Here is an 18465-nt window from a genome sequence, read left to right on the forward strand (position 1 = left end):
GTGCCTCCGTCGGTGGTCCGTTCCCGTCCGGAACGGGTCGACCGGCTCGTCGCCGGTCCGGCGCCTACTGTATTTCCTTCCGACCGAATGCCCGTCCGGCGGCCGTGCGATTGACGTCACTCGCCGTCCGCCCGCCGTACCGCCGGCGGTCGCCCGGGGCACCGAAAAACCCGGCCCGGCGGGCGCCTTGGCGGCGTCCACCGGGCCGGGCGGTTGTAGCAGAACTGTCGAACAGCGATCGCGTTACGCGTCCACCGTCGCCGGCTCCTCGGCCTCGGTCGGCGGGGTCGCCTTCACCGAGTCGAGCAGCAGCTGGGCCACGTCGACCACCTTCAGGTGCTCCTTGGCCGCGCCCTCGTTCTTCTTGCCGTTGACCGAGTCGGAGAGCATCACCAGGCAGAACGGGCACGCGGTGGAGACGATGTCCGGGTTGAGCGACAGCGCCTCGTCCACGCGCTCGGTGTTGATCCGCTTGCCGATGCGCTCCTCCATCCACATCCGGGCGCCGCCGGCGCCGCAGCAGAAGCCGCGCTCCTTGTGGCGGTGCATCTCCTGCTGGCGCAGACCGGGGACCTTGTCCATGATCTCGCGCGGCGGGCTGTACACCTTGTTGTGGCGGCCCAGGTAGCAGGGGTCGTGGTAGGTGATCAGGCCCTCGACCGGGTTGACCGGGACGAGCTTGCCCTCGTCGATCAGGTGCTGCAGCAGCTGGGTGTGGTGGATCACCTCGAAGTGACCGCCGAGCTGCGGGTACTCGTTGGCGATGGTGTTGAAGCAGTGCGGGCAGGTGGCCACGATCCGCTTGGTCGGGGCGTCCTCCAGCGCGGCGTTCAGCGTCTCGACGTTCTGCGCGCCGAGCATCTGGAAGAGGAACTCGTTGCCCAGGCGGCGCGGGGAGTCACCGGTGCAGGTCTCCTCCTTGCCGAGGATGGCGAACTTCACGCCCGCGGTGTGCAGCAGCTCGGCGAAGGCCTTGGTGGTCTTCTTGGCGCGGTCCTCCAGGGCACCGGCGCAGCCGACCCAGTAGAGGTACTCGACCTCGGCGGGGTCGATGTCCTCGCCGATCACCGGCACCTCGATGCCGGTCTCCTTCTTGAGCTCCTTGACCCAGTCCAGGCGGGCCTTGGTGGCCATGCCCCACGGGTTGCCCTTGTTCTCCAGGTTCTTGAGCATCGTCCCGGCCTCGGTCGGGAAGTTGCTCTCGATCATCACCTGGTAGCGGCGCATGTCGACGATGTGGTCGACGTGCTCGATGTCCACCGGGCACTGCTCGACGCAGGCGCCGCAGGTGGTGCAGGACCACAGCACGTCCGGGTCGATGACGCCGTTCTCCTCGGCGGTGCCGATCAGCGGGCGCTCGGCCTCGGCCAGTGCGGCCGCCGGGACGTCCTTGAGCTGCTCGGCGGTGGCCTTCTCGGTGCCCTCCATGTCCTTGCCGCCGCCGGCCAGCAGGTACGGCGCCTTGCCGTAGGCGTGGTCCCGCAGGCTCATGATCAGCAGCTTGGGCGAGAGCGGCTTGCCGGTGTTCCAGGCCGGGCACTGCGACTGGCAGCGGCCGCACTCGGTGCAGGTGGAGAAGTCGAGAATGCCCTTCCAGGAGAAGTGCTCGACCTGGGAGACGCCGAAGACGGCGTCGTCGGCCGGGTCCTCGAAGTCGATCGGCGCACCGCCGGAGGTCATCGGCTGCAGCGCGCCGAGCGCCACGGCGCCGTCGGCGTTGCGCTTGAACCAGATGTTCGGGAAGCCCAGGAAGCGGTGCCAGGCCACACCCATGTCGATGTTCAGCGAGACCGTGATCATCCAGATGAAGGAGACCGAGATCTTGATCGTCGCGACCAGCCAGAGCAGGTTGTGCAGGGTGGCGACGCTCAGCCCGGAGAACAGCTTCACCAGCGGGTACGAGACCACGTACGCGGCCGAGTAGTGGTCGGCGCCCAGCTGCGCGCCCTCCAGGCCGCGCAGCGTCAGGATGGCCGCGCCGATGATGAAGATGACGGCTTCGATGAAGTACGCGAAGCCCATGTTGGAGCCCGCGAAGCGGGACTTGCGGCCCGCCTTGTTCGGCAGGCTCAGCTGCCGGATCACGATCAGCACCGCGATGCCGAGGAAGGTCACCAGGCCGAGCAGTTCCTGGAACACCAGGTAGGGCGTCCAGTCACCGACGACCGGGACCTCGAAGTCCGGGTCGAAGAGCTGACCGAACGCGCCGACCAGGGTGAGGATCAGCGCGTAGAAGCCGACGGCGACGCACCAGTGGGCGATGCCGACGACGCCCCACTTGTTCATCCGGGTGTGGCCGAGGAACTCCCGGACCAGGGTCACCGTGCGGGCCACCGGGTCGTTGATCCGCGCGCCCTTCGGGACGGGCTGGCCGAGCCGGATGAACCGGTAGATCTGTGCGATGGCACGAGCGAACAGCGCCACGCCGACCACGGTCGTGCCCAGTGAGATGAGGATCGCTGCTAGCTGCATCCGGCTTCTCCGTACTCCAGCGGCGGTGGGGATAGAGGTCGGTCAAGTGTACTCGTGGGTAACTTATCCACCCACCGGCCGGACACTATCGCCCACTAGCACCTATTCAGAAGCGGCTCAAGGTATGGCGGCAGTCACGTGCCGCCATACTCGCTCATTCGGGTCAAAAAGGAAGGGAGCCACTCGATCGCAGGAAACTTGAGCCGAAGCGACTCATGGCTGTTGACTCGCCCGTACCCCTCGTGCATGCTTGAGTCCGTAAAGCTCAACTCTTCCGTGGAGGTATCTACGATGGCACGCGCGGTCGGCATCGACCTCGGTACGACGAACTCGGTCGTCAGCGTTCTGGAGGGTGGCGAGCCCACCGTCATCACGAACGCCGAGGGCGCGCGGACCACGCCGTCCGTCGTCGCCTTCGCCAAGAACGGCGAGGTCCTCGTCGGCGAGGTGGCCAAGCGCCAGGCGGTCACCAACGTCGACCGCACCATCCGCTCGGTCAAGCGCCACATGGGCACCGGGTGGAAGATCAACATCGACGGCAAGGACTTCACGCCGCAGCAGATCTCGGCCTTCGTGCTGCAGAAGCTGAAGCGCGACGCCGAGGCGTACCTGGGCGAGACCGTCACCGACGCCGTCATCACCGTCCCGGCGTACTTCAACGACTCGGAGCGCCAGGCCACCAAGGAGGCCGGCGAGATCGCGGGCCTGAACGTCCTGCGCATCGTCAACGAGCCGACCGCGGCCGCCCTCGCGTACGGCCTGGACAAGGACGACCAGACCATCCTGGTCTTCGACCTCGGCGGCGGCACCTTCGACGTCTCCCTGCTGGAGATCGGCGACGGGGTCGTCGAGGTGAAGGCCACCAACGGTGACAACCACCTCGGTGGTGACGACTGGGACCAGCGCGTCGTCGACCACCTGGTCAAGGTCTTCCAGGCCGGCCACGGCGTCGACCTGTCCAAGGACAAGATGGCCCTGCAGCGTCTGCGCGAGGCAGCCGAGAAGGCCAAGATCGAGCTGTCCTCGTCCTCCGAGACCTCGATCAACCTGCCGTACATCACGGCCTCCGCCGAGGGCCCGCTGCACCTGGACGAGAAGCTCACCCGCGCCCAGTTCCAGCAGCTGACCGCGGACCTGCTCGAGCGCTGCAAGGTCCCGTTCAACAACGTCATCAAGGACGCCGGCATCTCGCTCGCCGAGATCGACCACGTCGTCCTGGTCGGCGGCTCGACCCGCATGCCGGCCGTCGCCGAGCTGGTCCGCGAGCTCACCGGTGGCAAGGACGCCAACAAGGGCGTCAACCCGGACGAGGTCGTCGCCATCGGCGCCTCGCTCCAGGCCGGTGTCCTCAAGGGCGAGGTCAAGGACGTCCTGCTGCTCGACGTCACCCCGCTGTCCCTCGGCATCGAGACCAAGGGCGGCATCATGACCAAGCTCATCGAGCGCAACACCACGATCCCGACCAAGCGCTCCGAGATCTTCACGACGGCCGAGGACAACCAGCCGTCCGTACAGATCCAGGTCTACCAGGGCGAGCGCGAGATCGCCGCGTACAACAAGAAGCTCGGGATGTTCGAGCTGACCGGCCTCCCGCCGGCGCCGCGCGGCCTGCCGCAGATCGAGGTCACCTTCGACATCGACGCCAACGGCATCATGCACGTCGCCGCCAAGGACCTCGGCACCGGCAAGGAGCAGAAGATGACCGTCACCGGCGGCTCCTCGCTGCCGAAGGACGAGGTCGACCGCATGCGCCGCGAGGCCGAGCAGTACGCCGAGGACGACCACAAGCGCCGCGAGGCCGTGGAGACCCGTAACTCCGCCGAGCAGCTCGTCTACTCGACCGAGAAGTTCATCGCCGACAACGCCGACAAGCTCCCCGCCGACGTCAAGACCGAGGTCGAGACCGCCATCGGCGAGCTCAAGGAGGCCCTGAAGGGCGAGGACATCGCGAAGATCCGCGAGGCCTCGGAGAAGGTCTCCACCACCGCCCAGAAGCTCGGCCAGGCGCTGTACGCCAACGCCGACGCCGCCGGTGCCGCCGCGGCCGGCGAGTCCACCCAGGCGAAGGACGACGACGTCGTCGACGCCGAGATCGTGGACGACGAGAAGCCCAAGGGTGGTGCGTCGGCATGACGGACAAGCCGCAGGGCGGCAAGCCCGGCGACGACTCCGCCGCCGAGGAGGCCGTGATCAAGGCTGCCGAGGAAGCCGCCGCCGGCGGTGCCGGCGAGGGCTCCGAGGACCTCGCCACGGCCAAGCGCGAGCTGGCCGAGCGCACCGCGGACCTGCAGCGTCTGCAGGCCGAGTACCAGAACTACCGCAAGCGGGTCGAGCGCGACCGGCTGACCGTCCGCGAGATCGCGGTCTCCAACATCCTGGAGTCCCTGATCCCCGTCCTGGACGACATCGGCCGCGCCCGCGAGCACGGCGAGGTGACGGGCGGCTTCAAGTCCGTCGCCGAGTCCCTGGAGACGGTCGTCGCCAAGCTGGGCCTGCAGCAGTTCGGCAAGGAGGGCGAGCCCTTCGACCCGACGCAGCACGAGGCGCTGATGCACAGCTACTCCTCGGACGTCACCGAGGACACCTGCGTGCAGATCCTCCAGCCCGGCTACCGCATCGGCGAGCGGATCATCCGCCCGGCGATGGTCGCCGTGGCCGAGCCCCAGCCGGGCACCCAGACGACGGCCGGCCCGGACGCCGAGCCCAAGTCCGCCGACGCGGACGAGTCCGACGGTGGCTCGGACAGCTGACAACCTGTGACAGCTGACAACCAGTGCGCTGCGGAGTCGCGTGCCTGCCAGTACGGCGGCCGACTCCGCAGCGCGCTGTCAACGGCTCCTCCTTCGGCGGCTGTTGACAGCGCAGTGACGATGGACATCGGGAGGTGGCGGAAGCCGTGAGCGAGCGCAGCGAGCGAACCATGAAGAGGTGCGTGTCCCGCTCAGCGGCTGCCGAGCGCAGCGAGGTGGGCGCATGAGTGGCAAGGACTTCGTGGAGAAGGACTACTACAAGGTCCTCGGCGTGCCCAAGGACGCCACCGCCACCGAGATCAAGAAGACCTACCGGAAACTGGCGCGCGAGTTCCACCCCGACGCGAACAAGGGTGACGCCAAGGCCGAGGAGCGCTTCAAGGACATCTCCGAGGCGTACGACGTCCTCTCCGACGAGAAGCGCCGCAAGGAGTACGACGAGGCCCGCAGCCTCTTCGCCAACGGCGGCTTCCGCACCGGCGGCCCCGGCACCGGCAGCTACAGCTTCGACTTCGGCGACCTCTTCAGCGGCAGCCAGGGCGGCGGCACCGGCGGCGGCGGACTCGGCGACGTCTTCGGCGGCCTCTTCAACCGCGGCGGCACCCGGCAGGCCCAGCCCCGGCGCGGCGCCGACGTCGAGACCGAGGTGACGCTCTCCTTCGAGGAGGCGGTGGACGGCGCCACCGTCCCCCTTCGGATGACCAGCCAGGCCCCCTGCCGCCTCTGCAACGGCACCGGCGCCAAGTCCGGCACCACGCCGCGGGTCTGCCCCACCTGTGTCGGCGCCGGCACCGTCAGCCGCGGCCAGGGCGCCTTCGCGCTCTCCGAGCCCTGCAAGGACTGCCGCGGCCGGGGCATGATCGTCGACGACCCGTGCCCCGACTGCCACGGCAGCGGCCGGGCCAGCTCCGCCCGCACCATGCAGGTCCGCATCCCCGCCGGGGTCCAGGCCGACCAGCGGATCCGGCTCAAGGGCAAGGGCGCCCAGGGCGAACGCGGCGGCCAGCCCGGCGACCTCTACGTCACGGTGCACGTCGACCCGCACCCGGTCTTCGGACGCAAGGGCGACAACCTCACCGTCACCGTCCCGGTCACCTTCCCCGAGGCGACCCTCGGCGCCACCATCGAGGTGCCCACGCTCAACGGCCCCGCCGTGAAGCTCAAGCTGCCCCCGGGCAGCGCCAACGGCCTCACCATGCGCGCCCGCGGCAAGGGCGCAACCCGCAAGGACGGCACCCGCGGCGACCTCCTCGTCACCGTCGAGGTCGTGGTGCCCCAGCACGTCACCGGCGACGCGCTGAACGCCCTGGAGCAGTACCGCGAGGCCACCGCCTCCGACGACCCGCGAGCCGCCCTCTTCCGGGCGGCGAAGGGAGCGTGACGACCAGATGTCCCCGAACCCGATGAACCCGACGAACCCGATGGACGCCGGCGGCCCGATCGGCCCCGGCCTCGGCGAGGGCCTGCCCGGCAACGGCCCCCGTCGCACCCGGCGCACCGCCGCGGCCCCGCCGCAGTACGTGCTCACCGAGGACACCCCGGTGTACGTCATCTCCGTCGCCGCCGAACTCTCCGGCCTCCACCCGCAGACCCTGCGCCAGTACGACCGCCTCGGCCTGGTCAGCCCCGACCGCACCGCCGGCCGCGGCCGGCGCTACTCCGCCCGCGACATCCAGCAGCTGCGCGAGGTCCAGCGGCTCTCCCAGGACGAGGGCATCAACCTGGCCGGAATCAAGCGGATCATCGAGCTGGAGAACCAGGTCACCGCCCTCCAGGCCCGCATCACCGAACTGGTCGACTCCCTCGAAGGCGCCGCCACCGCCCTCCAGCAGCGCGAGGCCGCCGTCCACGCCTCCTACCGCCGCGACCTGGTCCCGTACCAGCCCCCCACCCCGCAGTCCAGCGCCCTCGTCGTCTGGCGACCCAAGCGCTGACCCGGGGCCCTGCTCACCCCCAGCCGCCGGCTCCCTCCTGTTCGGGGGGTGCCGGCGGCTGGGTGTTGGTGAGAGAGTGGCGGCTTCGGGTCGGCTACCGGGCGTCTTGACCTCCTGTATTTGAGCTACGCGTCGGATCGCGGTCTCCGATTAAGATCCCTGAGGCCGCGGACTTCAGTCGCGTTGACTACTTGTCCGGTCGACGACAAGGAGCCAGAAGTGAGTGATCGAGAACACCTGGTGAACCACCACGGTCGATCGCCGATCCTGTCTCCCGGCGCACGCAAGCTGTACCTCAAGGCACTGGCTGGGGACGGTCGGCTCGTCAGGGCCGCCTGCACCCAGGAGGAGAACGAGGCGCTCCAGGAGTTGCTGGGAATCGGGCTCCTGATATCCGACAACGACGAGCCCGGGTCATTGTTCGCCGTCGACCCTGAAAAACTCGCCGCCAGTCTGAGCTCGACCTGGCAGCGGCAAGCCCTCGACCTCCTGGCCCGAGCGGTTTCAATTCCAGGTGAATTGACCGATCTGGCGGAGGCATTTCACACTCCGGATCAGAGTGGTGGCCCCATCGAGTACGTCCAGGGCCGGGCACTGATTAATCAGCGGCTGCAACAGGCCATGGCCAGCGGAATGTCGGAGGGTCTCGCCATGCAGCCCGGGGGGCCGCGACCCTCGGAAATGTTGACTTCATTCCTGAAACGGGACCTCGACATCATTCGCACCGGCGCATCGATGCGGTCGATCTACAACGCGAGCACCCGCTACCACCAGCCCACTAGGGACTACGTCGCCACACTTGCCAAAGAAGGGTGGCAGTTTCGTACCCTGGACGAGCCGTACACGCGCCTGTTGATCTTTGATCGACGACTCGCCGTGATTCCCGTCGCCGGAGACAATCTGGCCGCTTTCATCCATGATGCGGCGGTGATCAACTATCTCGCCCAGGAGATTTTCGAACGGAACTGGAGCAGAGCCCTGGATTTCGAGGGCGACCGCACCGTGCCCCAGCAGGTGGTTTCACAGCTCCGACACACCATCATCGACCTGCTGCTGTCCGGAACGAATCACCGAGTCATCGCACGGAGACTCGGCATCAGCGAGCGCACCCTTGCCAGGCACATCGCGGAAATGCGCGAGGAGTACAACGTCGACTCGCTCTTCCAGCTCGGATACGTCCTGGGGCACGCCTCGGGGGCAGACCGCGGGACCACTGGCACCGCAACGCCGGCCCCCTCGGCGGCCGACGGGCCGCCGTAGCCGAACGCGGGCCACCCACAACCGTCGGTGACAGCGGCGCGCAGTCGGGACGCCGCCGACCACGCGCACCGCGCCATTGAACCGCTCGCCATGCGCGGGAGATCCCGCGGCTTCCCCCGCCTGCCGGTGGAGCAATGGTTATGGGTGAGCCCTACCAGTGAAAGTCGTCAGCCACCGTCTCAGCCCCGACAACAGCAACGGTCGCACGGTCATGCGCCGGCCCCGAAGCCCCATAACCCGCGATAGAGACGCAAGCGGCCAAGAGGGAAGCGGCTACTGCCGTGGACAGCACGACCTTACGGACAAGTCGGCATATAGGGGACATGGACCCACCCTCTCTCAAGTCCGCAAGTTGGACTAATAGCACTAGCGTCCACATGATGCCGCATGTCTTGCTCCATTGTCACCCGCCGACCAGCAGGGCGGGCGTCATCTCTCTGCCAGGCATCCAGATGCCAGGGCGTAGCGCTGGACGAAGCCAACGCCACTGATAGACGATCAGTTCGCTCCCGATGGTCCCAAGCAGTCCGAAGAGTTGCCGCTGTACCGTCAAATTTCGTCCTGCTTAACCATCAGATTCCTTGAAGCAGCAACCAAACGCGCCTACCGGCACCGCCTCCTCCACCCGGTCGGCCTTCCCCCGGAGTCGACATGACCGAGCCCTACCTGCGTCAGCACGACAGCCAGGCCCCTGAGGGTCGGCGTGCACGTGTGTTCCTGGCCGCGCCGCTGATGCGGCTGACCGGCCCCGCGGACAGTGTGGTGACGCTCGCCAGCCGGACGCGGCTGACGACGCTCCGCACCACCCTCCTCCGCAGCGGTGCCGCCGTGTACAGCGCGCACCACAGCGACGCCTGGACCGTCGCCGGCCGGGCCCCCGAGCCCCGGGTGCCGTCCGACTTCCGGGCACTGCAGTCCGCGGACCTGGTGTTCGCCTACGTCGGAGCCCCGCTCTCGGCCGGCGTGAGCCTCGAACTCGGCTGGGCGTCGGCCCTGCGGAAGCCGATCGTCCTGCTCGTCGACGAGGCCATCACCCACAACCCGCTGATCGCCACCATCGAGCAGGTCGCCCCCGTCCTGCCGCTGGTCTTCGACGACACCTGGTCGCAGGAGGCCCTCCACCACACCGTCGAGACCGCCCTGGACTGGGCCGGCATGGCGCTCTCCCTCCGCGAGGGCTTCTGGACCGCCCCCGGCGACCGCTTCAACGTCCCCCGACAGCAGGCCGCCGTCCCCGGCTACTGGCCGACCGGCGCCGCCACCGGCTGAGCGGAGCTCACCCACCGGACTCCCCCGTCCGGGCTCCCCGCATCTGCCAGCCGAGCTGGACCAGGGTCTCGGCGTCGTACATCTCACGCAGGCGGGCGATGTGACCGGCCACGGTCCGTTCGCCCAGCCCCATGCCGCTGGCGATCGCCCGCCGCGTGAGCCCCCTGGGCGAGCAGACGACCTCCCGCAGGATCGCGCGGTAGAGCTCGCGGGCGGCGGGATCTGGCAGCTCTGGCTCAGGCATCGCGCGACCCCCGCATCTGCCGGCCGAGCTGGAACAGGGTCTCGGCGTCGCACGGTTCCCACAGGCGGGCGACGTGGCCGGCCACCGTGCGCTCGCCCACGCCCAGCCGCGCCGCGATCGACCGCTGGATCCGGGAGGGCCTCCGCGAGCACGGCGGAGGGGTCAGCCATGGTGTTCTCCGCGGAGGTGCCAGCCGAGGTGGAAGAGGGTCCGGGCGCCGTAGCGGTCGCGCAGGCGGGAGATGTGGCCGGCGACGGTGCGTTCGCTGATGCCCAGGCGGGTGGCGACGGCGCGCTGGGTGAGGCCGCGGGCGAGCAGGCGTCCGATGCGGACGGTGGTGGGGTGGGGGGCGACGAGGTGGCGGTCGGCGGGGGCGAGGTCCTCGGGGCGCAGGCGCCCGCCACCGCGCACGGCGGCGAGGTAGAGGGCGCGTTCGGCGGCTCCGGGCTCATCGGTCATCGCGGGCGCCTCTCATCAGCCAGCCGAGTTGGAAGAGGGTCTGGGCGCCGTAGCGGTCGCGCAGGCGGGAGATGTGGCCGGCGACGGTGCGTTCGCTGATGCCCAGGCGGGTGGCGACGGCGCGCTGGGTGAGGCCGCGGGCGAGCAGACGGCCGACCCGGTCGGGGCTGGTGCGGCCGGGGCCCTGGCCGAGGGCGGCGGCTTCGGCGGTGTCGGCGCGGGTCCAGTCGCGTTCGAAGCCGCTGATCAGGAAGGCGAGGGCAGCCGGGTCGCTGATGAAGGCGGCGGCGCTGTTGTCGTCGTTGGCGGAGATGACGGCGACGCTGCGGTCGAAGACGATCAGTCGTTGGAAGGGTTCGTCGAGGATCCGGATCTGGGAGCCGTGCCGGGTGACTTCCTCGGCGTAGGCGATCGCGGGGGGCTCGGCGAGTGCGACGGGCTGGTAGATGGTGCGCAGCGAGCAGCCGCGCTGGAGGAGCTGGACGTCCTGGGCGAGGGCTACCTGCAGCGCGTCGGCGGGGCGGGGGCCGGGTTGGGCGGTGAGGACCTCGGAGCGGCAGTCGGAGACCAGTTGGGAGATCCGCTGACGGATGTGGACGTGGCCCTCGACGTGGACCGCGCCGCCGGAGCGGCCGGACGGTCGGGGCATCGCGTCGTAGGCGCGGGTGAGGCCGTCCAGGGCGCCGGGGAGGTTCTCGGCGCGGACCAGCAGCCGGGTGGCCTCGCTGCGGAGTTCGGCGCCGAGGCGGTCGCTGACGGAGCGCGGGCTGACGGCGGTGTAGCAACGGTCCATCCGGTTGACCATGACCAGGCCGATGTCGAGGAGTTGCCGGAGTGCGGGGCGTCCGTCGTCGGCGACCCCGGCGAACGGGATGCGCCCTCCTTCGGCGATGATCGCCAGGTACAGCTGCCGGGCGGCCTCATCGGGTTCCCCGTCCTCGGGCACCTGGTGCGGCGTGACCGCCGGTTCCGCCGTCACGTCGCACTCTCCCCTGCCGGACGCGCCTCCCCTGTTCCCCCCAACCCGTACGCACGGTCGGCGGGTACCGGTGGCCGGGGGCGTCTCACGGTACCGGTCGGACGGGTGGACCCCCGGGACCGGGTGCCGTCGCACACCGGATCCCGAGGGTCCCCATCGGCACGCCAGTGCCTGGGCGCTTCCGTCGAGGCGGAGCAGCAACGCCTCGCCGGCTCCGGTTCCGGGCCCCATCACCACACATGGGCCCCTGCCGGGGCTCTTCCCCCCCGTTCCACGGATGCGGGTCGTGCACCCGTGGTCAGTTCTGAAGAGCAAGTCGCCACCATCGGGCTGCGGTGCCCGGACGACCTGGCGTGCCTCCACCCTCACAGCGTGACGGCCGGTGGACAAGTGCCGTCCGAGTGCAGGTTCGCGCAATTGCAGTTATCCGCATCCCGGCAGGAGCGCGGGATCACGGGCGGCGGATCGGATTCCGGTGAAGGCCGAGGCCAGCGGGGGGCGGGAACGGGGGGCGCCGGTTGGCTGTACACCGTCACCCTGCGGCTGCGTGTTCCTGCAGCGACAGCGCGCTCCTGACGGCGGACGCCCGGTGGGCGGCGGTGCAGCCGCCGGTGGCGGCGGGCGTCCGCCGGGTGACGGGCGTCCGCCGCGCGACGGGTCGCCGCGGCTCAGCGCGCCAGCAGCCGGCCGCGCAGCAACCCTGCGGCCGTACCGCCCGCCACCAGCAGCCAGGCCGCGCCCAGCAGCAGGTAGAGGCCGACGGCCAGCCCGGTGAAGCCGCCGAACCCGGTGTGCTTGGCGAGCGCCGCGGCGCCGGTGACGCAGGTGCCGACCGGGAAGGTGTACGCCCACCAGGTCATCGCGAACGGCATCCCGGCCCGCCGGGCGCGCAGGTTGGCGGTGAGCGCGACGGCCAGCCAGAGCATCGCGACGCCGATCACCGCGACGCCGTACAGCTCGGCCAGTGGCAGCATGACGGGCGCCAGCGCGGGCAGCACCGGCCGGGCCGCGTCGGCGAGCTGGTGGATCGCGGTGACGGACTGGCCGAGCGGGCCGAGCACCAGGAACAGCGCGGGGGTGAGCGCCAGAGAGGGCACCTTGCTGTGGAACAGGCCGGTGAACACCACCGGCAGCAGCACCAGGGTGGCCAGCAGGCCGACCCCGAACAGCGCCCAGCAGCCGTACAGCAGGGCCTGCTGCGGCGGGCCCGCGGGCAGGTGCGGGACGAGCGCCGGGCCGCAGGCGGAGGCGACCAGCGGGGCGACCACGGGCAGCAGCCAGGTGGGGTTGGCCTCCAGGGCGGACACCCGGTGCCGGGTGATCATCAGGTACGGGATGCCGCCCGCGACGGTCAGCGCGTACAGGGTGCCGACGCCCCACAGCACGGCGTCCAGGGCGACGGCCGGGCCGGTGCCGATGACCCGCGAGCCGAGCAACAGGGTGCCGAGCCCGACCGCCAGCAGTGCCATCGGCGGGCAGCCGTAGAAGACGGCGGTGGCCGGGTTGTCCAGCAGCTGGGCGCGGGCCACCTCGCGGTGCCGGGTGAGGTGCACCAGCCGGGCCGCCGCCAGCACCAGCAGGGCGGTCGCGCCGAGCGCCCACATCACCTCGCCGAAGCCGACCAGCCCGGGCAGCCGGACCGGCAGGGCGGCGGCGCCGTTGGCCAGGATCGCGGTACCCATCACGGCGGCGTACCAGTTGGGGCCGAGCTGGGCGAGGTCCGGGCGGGGGAGCGGGGAGCCGACCGCGGAAGCGGCGACGGCGCCGGGGACAGCGGCGGGGACGCCGGGGACGACGGGGCGGGCGAGCGGGCGGACATCGGCCGAGGTGGACATGGTTACACCGTCGCCGAGCGGTCCGGCGACCGGTAGCGCCGTGGGTTCTATGAGGACATAGCCTGAACCTATGGCTCTCTCCCCGCACGTCCCCGAACTGGGCGCCCTCGAACTGCTGCTCGCGGTGGCCCGGCTGGGCAGCGTCGGACGGGCGGCCGCCGAACTGGGCGTCAGCCAGCCGACCGCGAGCGCCCGGATCAAGGGCATGGAGCGGCAGATCGGCGTCCCGCTGCTGGAGCGCTCGCCCCGGGGCAGCCGGCCGACCGGGGCGGGCCGGCTGGTGGTCGAGTGGGCCCGGCAGGTGGTGGAGGCGGCGCAGGCGCTGGACGCCGGGATCGACGCGCTGCGCGAGCGGCGGGACGCCAAGCTGCGGGTCGTGGCCAGCCTGACGGTCGCCGAGTACCTGATGCCGGGCTGGCTGCTGGCGCTGGCCGAGGCCAGTCCGGGGACGGCGGTGACGCTGCGGACGGCGAACTCGGCGGAGGTCGCCGGGCACGTGCTGGCCGGGGACGCCGACCTGGGCTTCGTCGAGGGTCCGTCCACCCCACCCGGACTGGCCGGCGCGGTGGTGGCGGCGGACCGGCTGGTGGTCGTGGTGGCGCCCGGCCACCGGTGGGCGCGCCGCCGCACCCCGCTGACCGGGACGGAGCTGGCGGCCACCCCGCTGGTGCTGCGCGAGTCCGGCTCGGGCACCCGGGAGGTGCTGGAGACGGCACTGACGCCGTACGGGGGCGCGGTGCCGCCCCGGTTGGAGCTGGCCTCGTCCACCGCGCTGAAGGCGGCGGCGATGACCGGGGCGGGGCCGGTATGCCTGAGCGAGCTGGCGGTGGTGGAGGAGCTGGCCACCCGGCGGCTGGTCGAGGTGCCGCTGGCGGAGGAGCTGGACCTGCGGCGGCCGCTGCGCGCGGTCTGGCCGGCCGGGCAGCGGCCGGGCGGGCCGGCCCGGGAACTGCTGGGACTGACCCGGCGCAGGCCCGGCCGGGCGCCGAGGCGCGAGGGCTGAGGCCCGGGGGATCCGGCGGCGCTGTTCCCAAAAAAGTTGAGCGGAATACACTCAACTTAGTGCATGCTGTACGCAGCAGCAGTGAAGGACGACGAGGGAGGATCCCCCAGCAGTGGACGCGAGCAAGTTCACCACCAAGACGCAGGACGCCCTGTCCGCCGCGATCCGGCAGGCGGGCGCGGTCGGCAACCCGGACGTCAAGCCGGTGCACATCCTGATCGCGCTGCTGGAGCAGCCCGAGGGCCTCGCCCGGCCCCTGCTGGAGGCGGTCGGGGCGAACGTCCCCCGGATCGACGCCGAGGCGCGCCGCCAGCTGACGGCGCTGCCCAGCGCGATGGGTTCGACGGTCGCCGCCCCCCAGTTGGCCCGGGACACCCTCGCCGTGCTCACCGAGGCCGGCAAGCGCGCGGACGACCTGGACGACCAGTACGTCTCCACCGAGCACCTGATGGTCGGCCTGGCCGCCGAGGGCGGGGCGGTCGCCGAGCTGCTGGTGCAGCAGGGCGCGACGCCCAAGGCGCTGCTGGCCGCCTTCAAGGACGTCCGGGGCAGCGGCCGGGTCACCTCGCCGGACCCGGAGGGCACCTACAAGGCCCTGGAGAAGTTCGGCACCGACCTCACCCAGGCCGCCCGGGACGGCAAGCTCGACCCGGTGATCGGCCGTGACCACGAGATCCGCCGGGTGGTCCAGGTGCTCTCCCGCCGGACGAAGAACAACCCGGTGCTGATCGGCGAGCCCGGCGTCGGCAAGACGGCCGTGGTCGAGGGCCTGGCCCAGCGCATCGTGGCCGGCGACGTGCCGGAGTCGCTGCGCGGCAAGCGGCTGGTCGCACTGGACCTCGGCGCGATGGTCGCGGGCGCCAAGTTCCGCGGCGAGTTCGAGGAGCGGCTGAAGGCCGTCCTGAACGACATCAAGGCCTCCGACGGCCAGGTGGTCACCTTCATCGACGAGCTCCACACCGTGGTCGGCGCGGGCGCCGGCGGCGACTCCGCGATGGACGCCGGCAACATGCTCAAGCCGATGCTGGCCCGCGGCGAGCTGCGGATGGTCGGCGCCACCACGCTGGACGAGTACCGCGAGCGGATCGAGAAGGACCCGGCCCTGGAGCGCCGTTTCCAGCAGGTGCTGGTCGGCGAGCCCAGCGTGGAGGACTCCATCGCCATCCTGCGCGGCCTCAAGGGCCGGTACGAGGCGCACCACAAGGTGCAGATCTCGGACGCCGCCCTGGTCGCCGCGGCCACCCTGTCCAACCGCTACATCACCTCCCGCTTCCTGCCCGACAAGGCGATCGACCTGGTCGACGAGGCGGCCTCCAGGCTGCGGATGGAGATCGACTCCTCCCCGGTCGAGATCGACGAACTCCAGCGCTCCGTCGACCGGTTGCGGATGGAGGAGCTGGCCCTGGAAAAGGAGTCGGACCCTGCCTCGGTCGACCGGCTGGCCCGACTGCGGCGCGATCTCGCCGACAAGAACGAGCAGTTGAGCGTGCTGACGGCGCGCTGGGAGCAGGAGAAGAAGAGCCTCAACCGGGTCGGCGAGCTCAAGGAGCGGCTGGACGACCTGCACGGCGCGCTCGAACGGGCCCAGCGCGACGGGGACTTCGAGCGTGCTTCCAAGCTGATGTACGCCGAGATCCCGGCCGCCGAGAAGGAGCTCAGCGACGCCCAGGAGCGCGCTGCGACCGCGAGTGACGAGCCCGGGGCCGCCGCCGCCTCGATGGTCAAGGAGGAGGTCGGCCCGGACGACGTGGCCGACGTGGTCGCCTCCTGGACGGGCATCCCGGCCGGGCGCCTGCTGGAGGGCGAGAGCGCCAAACTCCTGCGCATGGAAGAGGAGTTGGGCAAGCGCCTGATCGGCCAGGCGGAGGCCGTGCAGGCCGTCTCGGACGCGGTGCGCCGCACCCGCTCGGGCATCGCCGACCCGGACCGGCCGACCGGCTCCTTCCTGTTCCTCGGCCCGACGGGCGTCGGCAAGACCGAACTCGCCAAGGCCCTGGCCGACTTCCTGTTCGACGACGAGCGGGCGATGGTCCGGATCGACATGAGCGAGTACGGCGAGAAGCACTCCGTCTCCCGCCTGGTCGGCGCCCCGCCCGGGTACGTCGGCTACGAGGAGGGCGGCCAGCTCACCGAGGCGGTCCGCCGCCGCCCGTACAGCGTGGTGCTGCTGGACGAGGTGGAGAAGGCCCACCCCGAGGTCTTCGACGTGCTGCTCCAGGTGCTCGACGACGGCCGGCTCACCGACGGCCAGGGCCGTACGGTGGACTTCCGCAACGCGATCCTGATCCTCACCTCCAACCTGGGCAGCCAGTACCTGGTGGACCCGGCCACCCCGGAGGAGCGGAAGAAGGCCCTGGTGCTGGACTCCGTCCGGGCCGCGTTCAAGCCGGAGTTCCTCAACCGGCTGGACGACATCGTGGTCTTTGACCCGCTGGGCACCGACGAGCTCAGCCGCATCGTCGACCTCCAGGTGGCCCGCCTCGGCGAGCGGCTGCGCGAGCGGCGGCTCACCCTGGACGTCTCCGCGGCCGCCCGCGACTGGCTGGCGCTCACCGGGTACGACCCGGCGTACGGCGCCCGCCCGCTGCGCCGGCTGGTGCAGTCCGCGATCGGCGACCAGCTGGCCCGGGCGATCCTGTCCGGCGAGGTCCACGACGGCGACACCGTCCTGGTCGAGCGCGACGACGAGGTCGACCGCCTCACGGTCCGCGGCCGGGGCCCGCTGGAGAAGTAGCAGCCGCACCGGGTACGGGTCGTTCCCCCCGCACGGGCGGGGGGAACGACCCGTACCGCTCCCACGGCCAGTACCGCTTCCGCGCGACGGGCCGCCTCCGCGGGACCGGCCGCGTCGGCGGGCCGCGTCCCTAGTCCCCCGCTGCCCGCCGCTGCCGAGCGCGGTCCCGCCACGCGCGCGCCAGCCGGTGCAGCTCGGCCCCCTGGGACTCCGGCAGGTTCCAGGTCTGGGTGAGCAGCCGCAGCGTGGACACCCTCGGGCAGGACATCCCCCGCTCCAGGTCGCGGATCGACCGGACACTCAGCCCCGATGCCTCGCCCAACTGCTCCTGCGTCATCCCCCGGTCCAGTCGGATGTTCCGCAGCAGCACCCCGAACGAGGCGCCCTCCCTGGTCACCGTACGCTCCATCACCACTCCCCCTATTCGGCTCAAATCACCTCAACTCACCCGGTTGGGAAGGATTTTGGCCCGGGTGAGTTCCGTCGCACGCTAACCGCATCCGGCCCGGACGGCAGGCGAACCCGCGCGCCGGGCGCGTGACGTGGCTCACGCACGCGCCGGGCGCGCGGCAGCGGTCGGCGGAACGACGGAAAGGGCGACGGCACCCCGGACACCGTGCGTCACGACGGCCTCCGCGCCCCCCGGAACGAAGATCGACGCGCCCCTCGGCGCCCCTGTGAGCGGAGCCCCGGATGAGGCAGGATGGGAGGTGGAAAGGGCGGCCTCTCATTGCCGGCCACCACGTGCACTGAGGAAGAGGACCCCCATGAGCATCGACCCGTCGTCCATCCCGTCGTTCGGCGTGCCCCAGGGCGGCCAGCCCGGTGGCCAGGGCGGTCGCCCGGCCGGCCCTCCGCCGATCATCGTCCCGGACCAGGCCCTGGTCACCCAGCTGCTCGACCAGATGCAGCTCAAGCACGTCGTGGACGAGGAGGGCGACCTCACCGCCCCCTGGGAGGGCTTCCGCGTCTACTACATGTTCCGCGGCGAGCAGAAGGAGCTCTTCGCGGTGCGCGCCTTCTACGACCGCGCGTACCCGCTGGAGAAGAAGGGCGAGATCCTCGACCTGATCGACGAGTGGAACCGCGAGACCCTCTGGCCCAAGGTCTACACCCACACCCACGAGGACGGCGTGGTCCGTCTGATCGGCGAGGCCCAGATGATCGTCGGCACCGGCGTCAACCTGGACTACTTCGTCACCACCACCGCGAACTGGACCCAGGCCGCGGTCGGCTTCGAGCAGTGGATCGTCGAGCGCCTCGGCCTGCAGAACGAGATCGAGGGCGAGGACGGCGAGGGCGAGGACGGCGAGGAGGCCTGATCCCGGCCCCCGGCACGCACCCCGCGGCCCGGCCCCCGGCACCTCCGGGCGGCCGGGCCGTCCTTAGCAGCGCTTCCACGACCTCATCCCCGACACCGAGGTCCTGGTCACCGCCGGCGCCACCGAGGCCGTCGCCGCCGCCCTGCTCGCCCTGCTGGAGCCCGGCGACGAGGTGATCGCCCTCGAACCCTTTGCGGGCTGCGG

Annotated in this window: 15 protein-coding genes; 9 read left to right on the top strand and 6 right to left on the bottom strand. The window is 71.0% G+C overall.

Annotated elements, in window-relative coordinates; genetic code table 11:
- Positions 1–243: 243 nt before the first annotated feature.
- Positions 244–2472, bottom strand: a complete 2229-nt coding sequence (locus tag ACH4J0_RS08965; protein WP_396237765.1) for a (Fe-S)-binding protein — start codon at positions 2470–2472, stop codon at positions 244–246.
- A 291-nt stretch (positions 2473–2763) separates the two neighbouring features.
- Here ACH4J0_RS08965 and dnaK point away from each other — a divergent pair, with 291 nt between their 5' ends.
- The 6 genes from dnaK to ACH4J0_RS08995 all read left to right on the top strand — a co-directional run bounded on the left by dnaK (position 2764) and on the right by ACH4J0_RS08995 (position 9685).
- The gene (dnaK, locus tag ACH4J0_RS08970; protein ID WP_396237767.1) at positions 2764–4605 is read left to right on the top strand and encodes a molecular chaperone DnaK; all 1842 of its coding nucleotides are present in this window, start codon (positions 2764–2766) and stop codon (positions 4603–4605) included.
- Entirely contained in the window at positions 4602–5222 is a 621-nt protein-coding gene (gene grpE, locus ACH4J0_RS08975; protein ID WP_396237770.1) for a nucleotide exchange factor GrpE, read from the top strand. The genes dnaK and grpE overlap by 4 nt, the downstream gene beginning before the upstream one ends.
- Before the next feature lie 223 nt (positions 5223–5445).
- Positions 5446–6603, top strand: a complete 1158-nt coding sequence (gene dnaJ, locus ACH4J0_RS08980) for a molecular chaperone DnaJ (protein ID WP_396237772.1) — start codon at positions 5446–5448, stop codon at positions 6601–6603.
- Between the two features lie 7 nt (positions 6604–6610).
- Positions 6611–7156, top strand: a complete 546-nt coding sequence (locus ACH4J0_RS08985; RefSeq protein ID WP_396237774.1) for a heat shock protein transcriptional repressor HspR — start codon at positions 6611–6613, stop codon at positions 7154–7156.
- 219 nt (positions 7157–7375) lie between these two features.
- Entirely contained in the window at positions 7376–8416 is a 1041-nt protein-coding gene (locus ACH4J0_RS08990) for a hypothetical protein (RefSeq protein WP_396237776.1), read from the top strand.
- Positions 8417–9067: 651 nt separating this feature from the next.
- Positions 9068–9685 carry a hypothetical protein gene (locus tag ACH4J0_RS08995; RefSeq protein ID WP_396237778.1) on the top strand — a complete coding sequence of 206 codons (618 nt, stop codon included), beginning with the start codon at positions 9068–9070 and terminating at the stop codon, positions 9683–9685.
- 7 nt (positions 9686–9692) lie between these two features.
- Here ACH4J0_RS08995 and ACH4J0_RS09000 read toward each other — a convergent pair whose 3' ends face one another.
- The 4 genes from ACH4J0_RS09000 to ACH4J0_RS09015 all read right to left on the bottom strand — a co-directional run bounded on the left by ACH4J0_RS09000 (position 9693) and on the right by ACH4J0_RS09015 (position 13202).
- Positions 9693–9929, bottom strand: coding sequence for a hypothetical protein (locus ACH4J0_RS09000; protein WP_396237780.1), 237 nt, complete (start codon positions 9927–9929; stop codon positions 9693–9695).
- A gap of 162 nt (positions 9930–10091) precedes the next feature.
- Positions 10092–10388 (bottom strand): helix-turn-helix domain-containing protein, encoded by a 297-nt coding sequence (locus ACH4J0_RS09005; RefSeq protein ID WP_396237782.1) that lies wholly within the window; start codon positions 10386–10388, stop codon positions 10092–10094.
- On the bottom strand, positions 10378–11367 hold the full coding sequence (locus tag ACH4J0_RS09010; RefSeq protein ID WP_396237784.1) for a LuxR C-terminal-related transcriptional regulator: 990 nt from the start codon (positions 11365–11367) through the stop codon (positions 10378–10380). The genes ACH4J0_RS09005 and ACH4J0_RS09010 overlap by 11 nt, the downstream gene beginning before the upstream one ends.
- 668 nt (positions 11368–12035) lie before the next feature.
- Positions 12036–13202, bottom strand: coding sequence for a TDT family transporter (locus tag ACH4J0_RS09015; RefSeq protein ID WP_396237786.1), 1167 nt, complete (start codon positions 13200–13202; stop codon positions 12036–12038).
- Between the two features lie 70 nt (positions 13203–13272).
- On the opposite strand from ACH4J0_RS09015, the gene ACH4J0_RS09020 reads away from it, so the two are divergent.
- Both ACH4J0_RS09020 and clpB read left to right on the top strand, forming a co-directional pair.
- Positions 13273–14205, top strand: a complete 933-nt coding sequence (locus ACH4J0_RS09020; RefSeq protein WP_396237788.1) for a LysR family transcriptional regulator — start codon at positions 13273–13275, stop codon at positions 14203–14205.
- A 112-nt stretch (positions 14206–14317) separates the two neighbouring features.
- On the top strand, positions 14318–16939 hold the full coding sequence (gene clpB, locus ACH4J0_RS09025) for an ATP-dependent chaperone ClpB (RefSeq protein ID WP_396237790.1): 2622 nt from the start codon (positions 14318–14320) through the stop codon (positions 16937–16939).
- 130 nt (positions 16940–17069) lie between these two features.
- On the opposite strand, the gene ACH4J0_RS09030 is transcribed toward clpB, so the two are convergent.
- Positions 17070–17348 (bottom strand): helix-turn-helix domain-containing protein, encoded by a 279-nt coding sequence (locus ACH4J0_RS09030; protein ID WP_396237792.1) that lies wholly within the window; start codon positions 17346–17348, stop codon positions 17070–17072.
- Between the two features lie 358 nt (positions 17349–17706).
- Between ACH4J0_RS09030 and ACH4J0_RS09035 the strand changes: the two genes are divergently transcribed.
- Complete coding sequence (locus ACH4J0_RS09035) at positions 17707–18261, top strand: YbjN domain-containing protein (RefSeq protein WP_030278363.1); 555 nt, start codon at positions 17707–17709, stop codon at positions 18259–18261.
- Positions 18262–18465 lie beyond the last annotated feature (204 nt).

Source organism: Kitasatospora sp. NPDC017646 (assembly GCF_044329365.1).
Taxonomy (GTDB): Bacteria; Actinomycetota; Actinomycetes; order Streptomycetales; family Streptomycetaceae; genus Kitasatospora.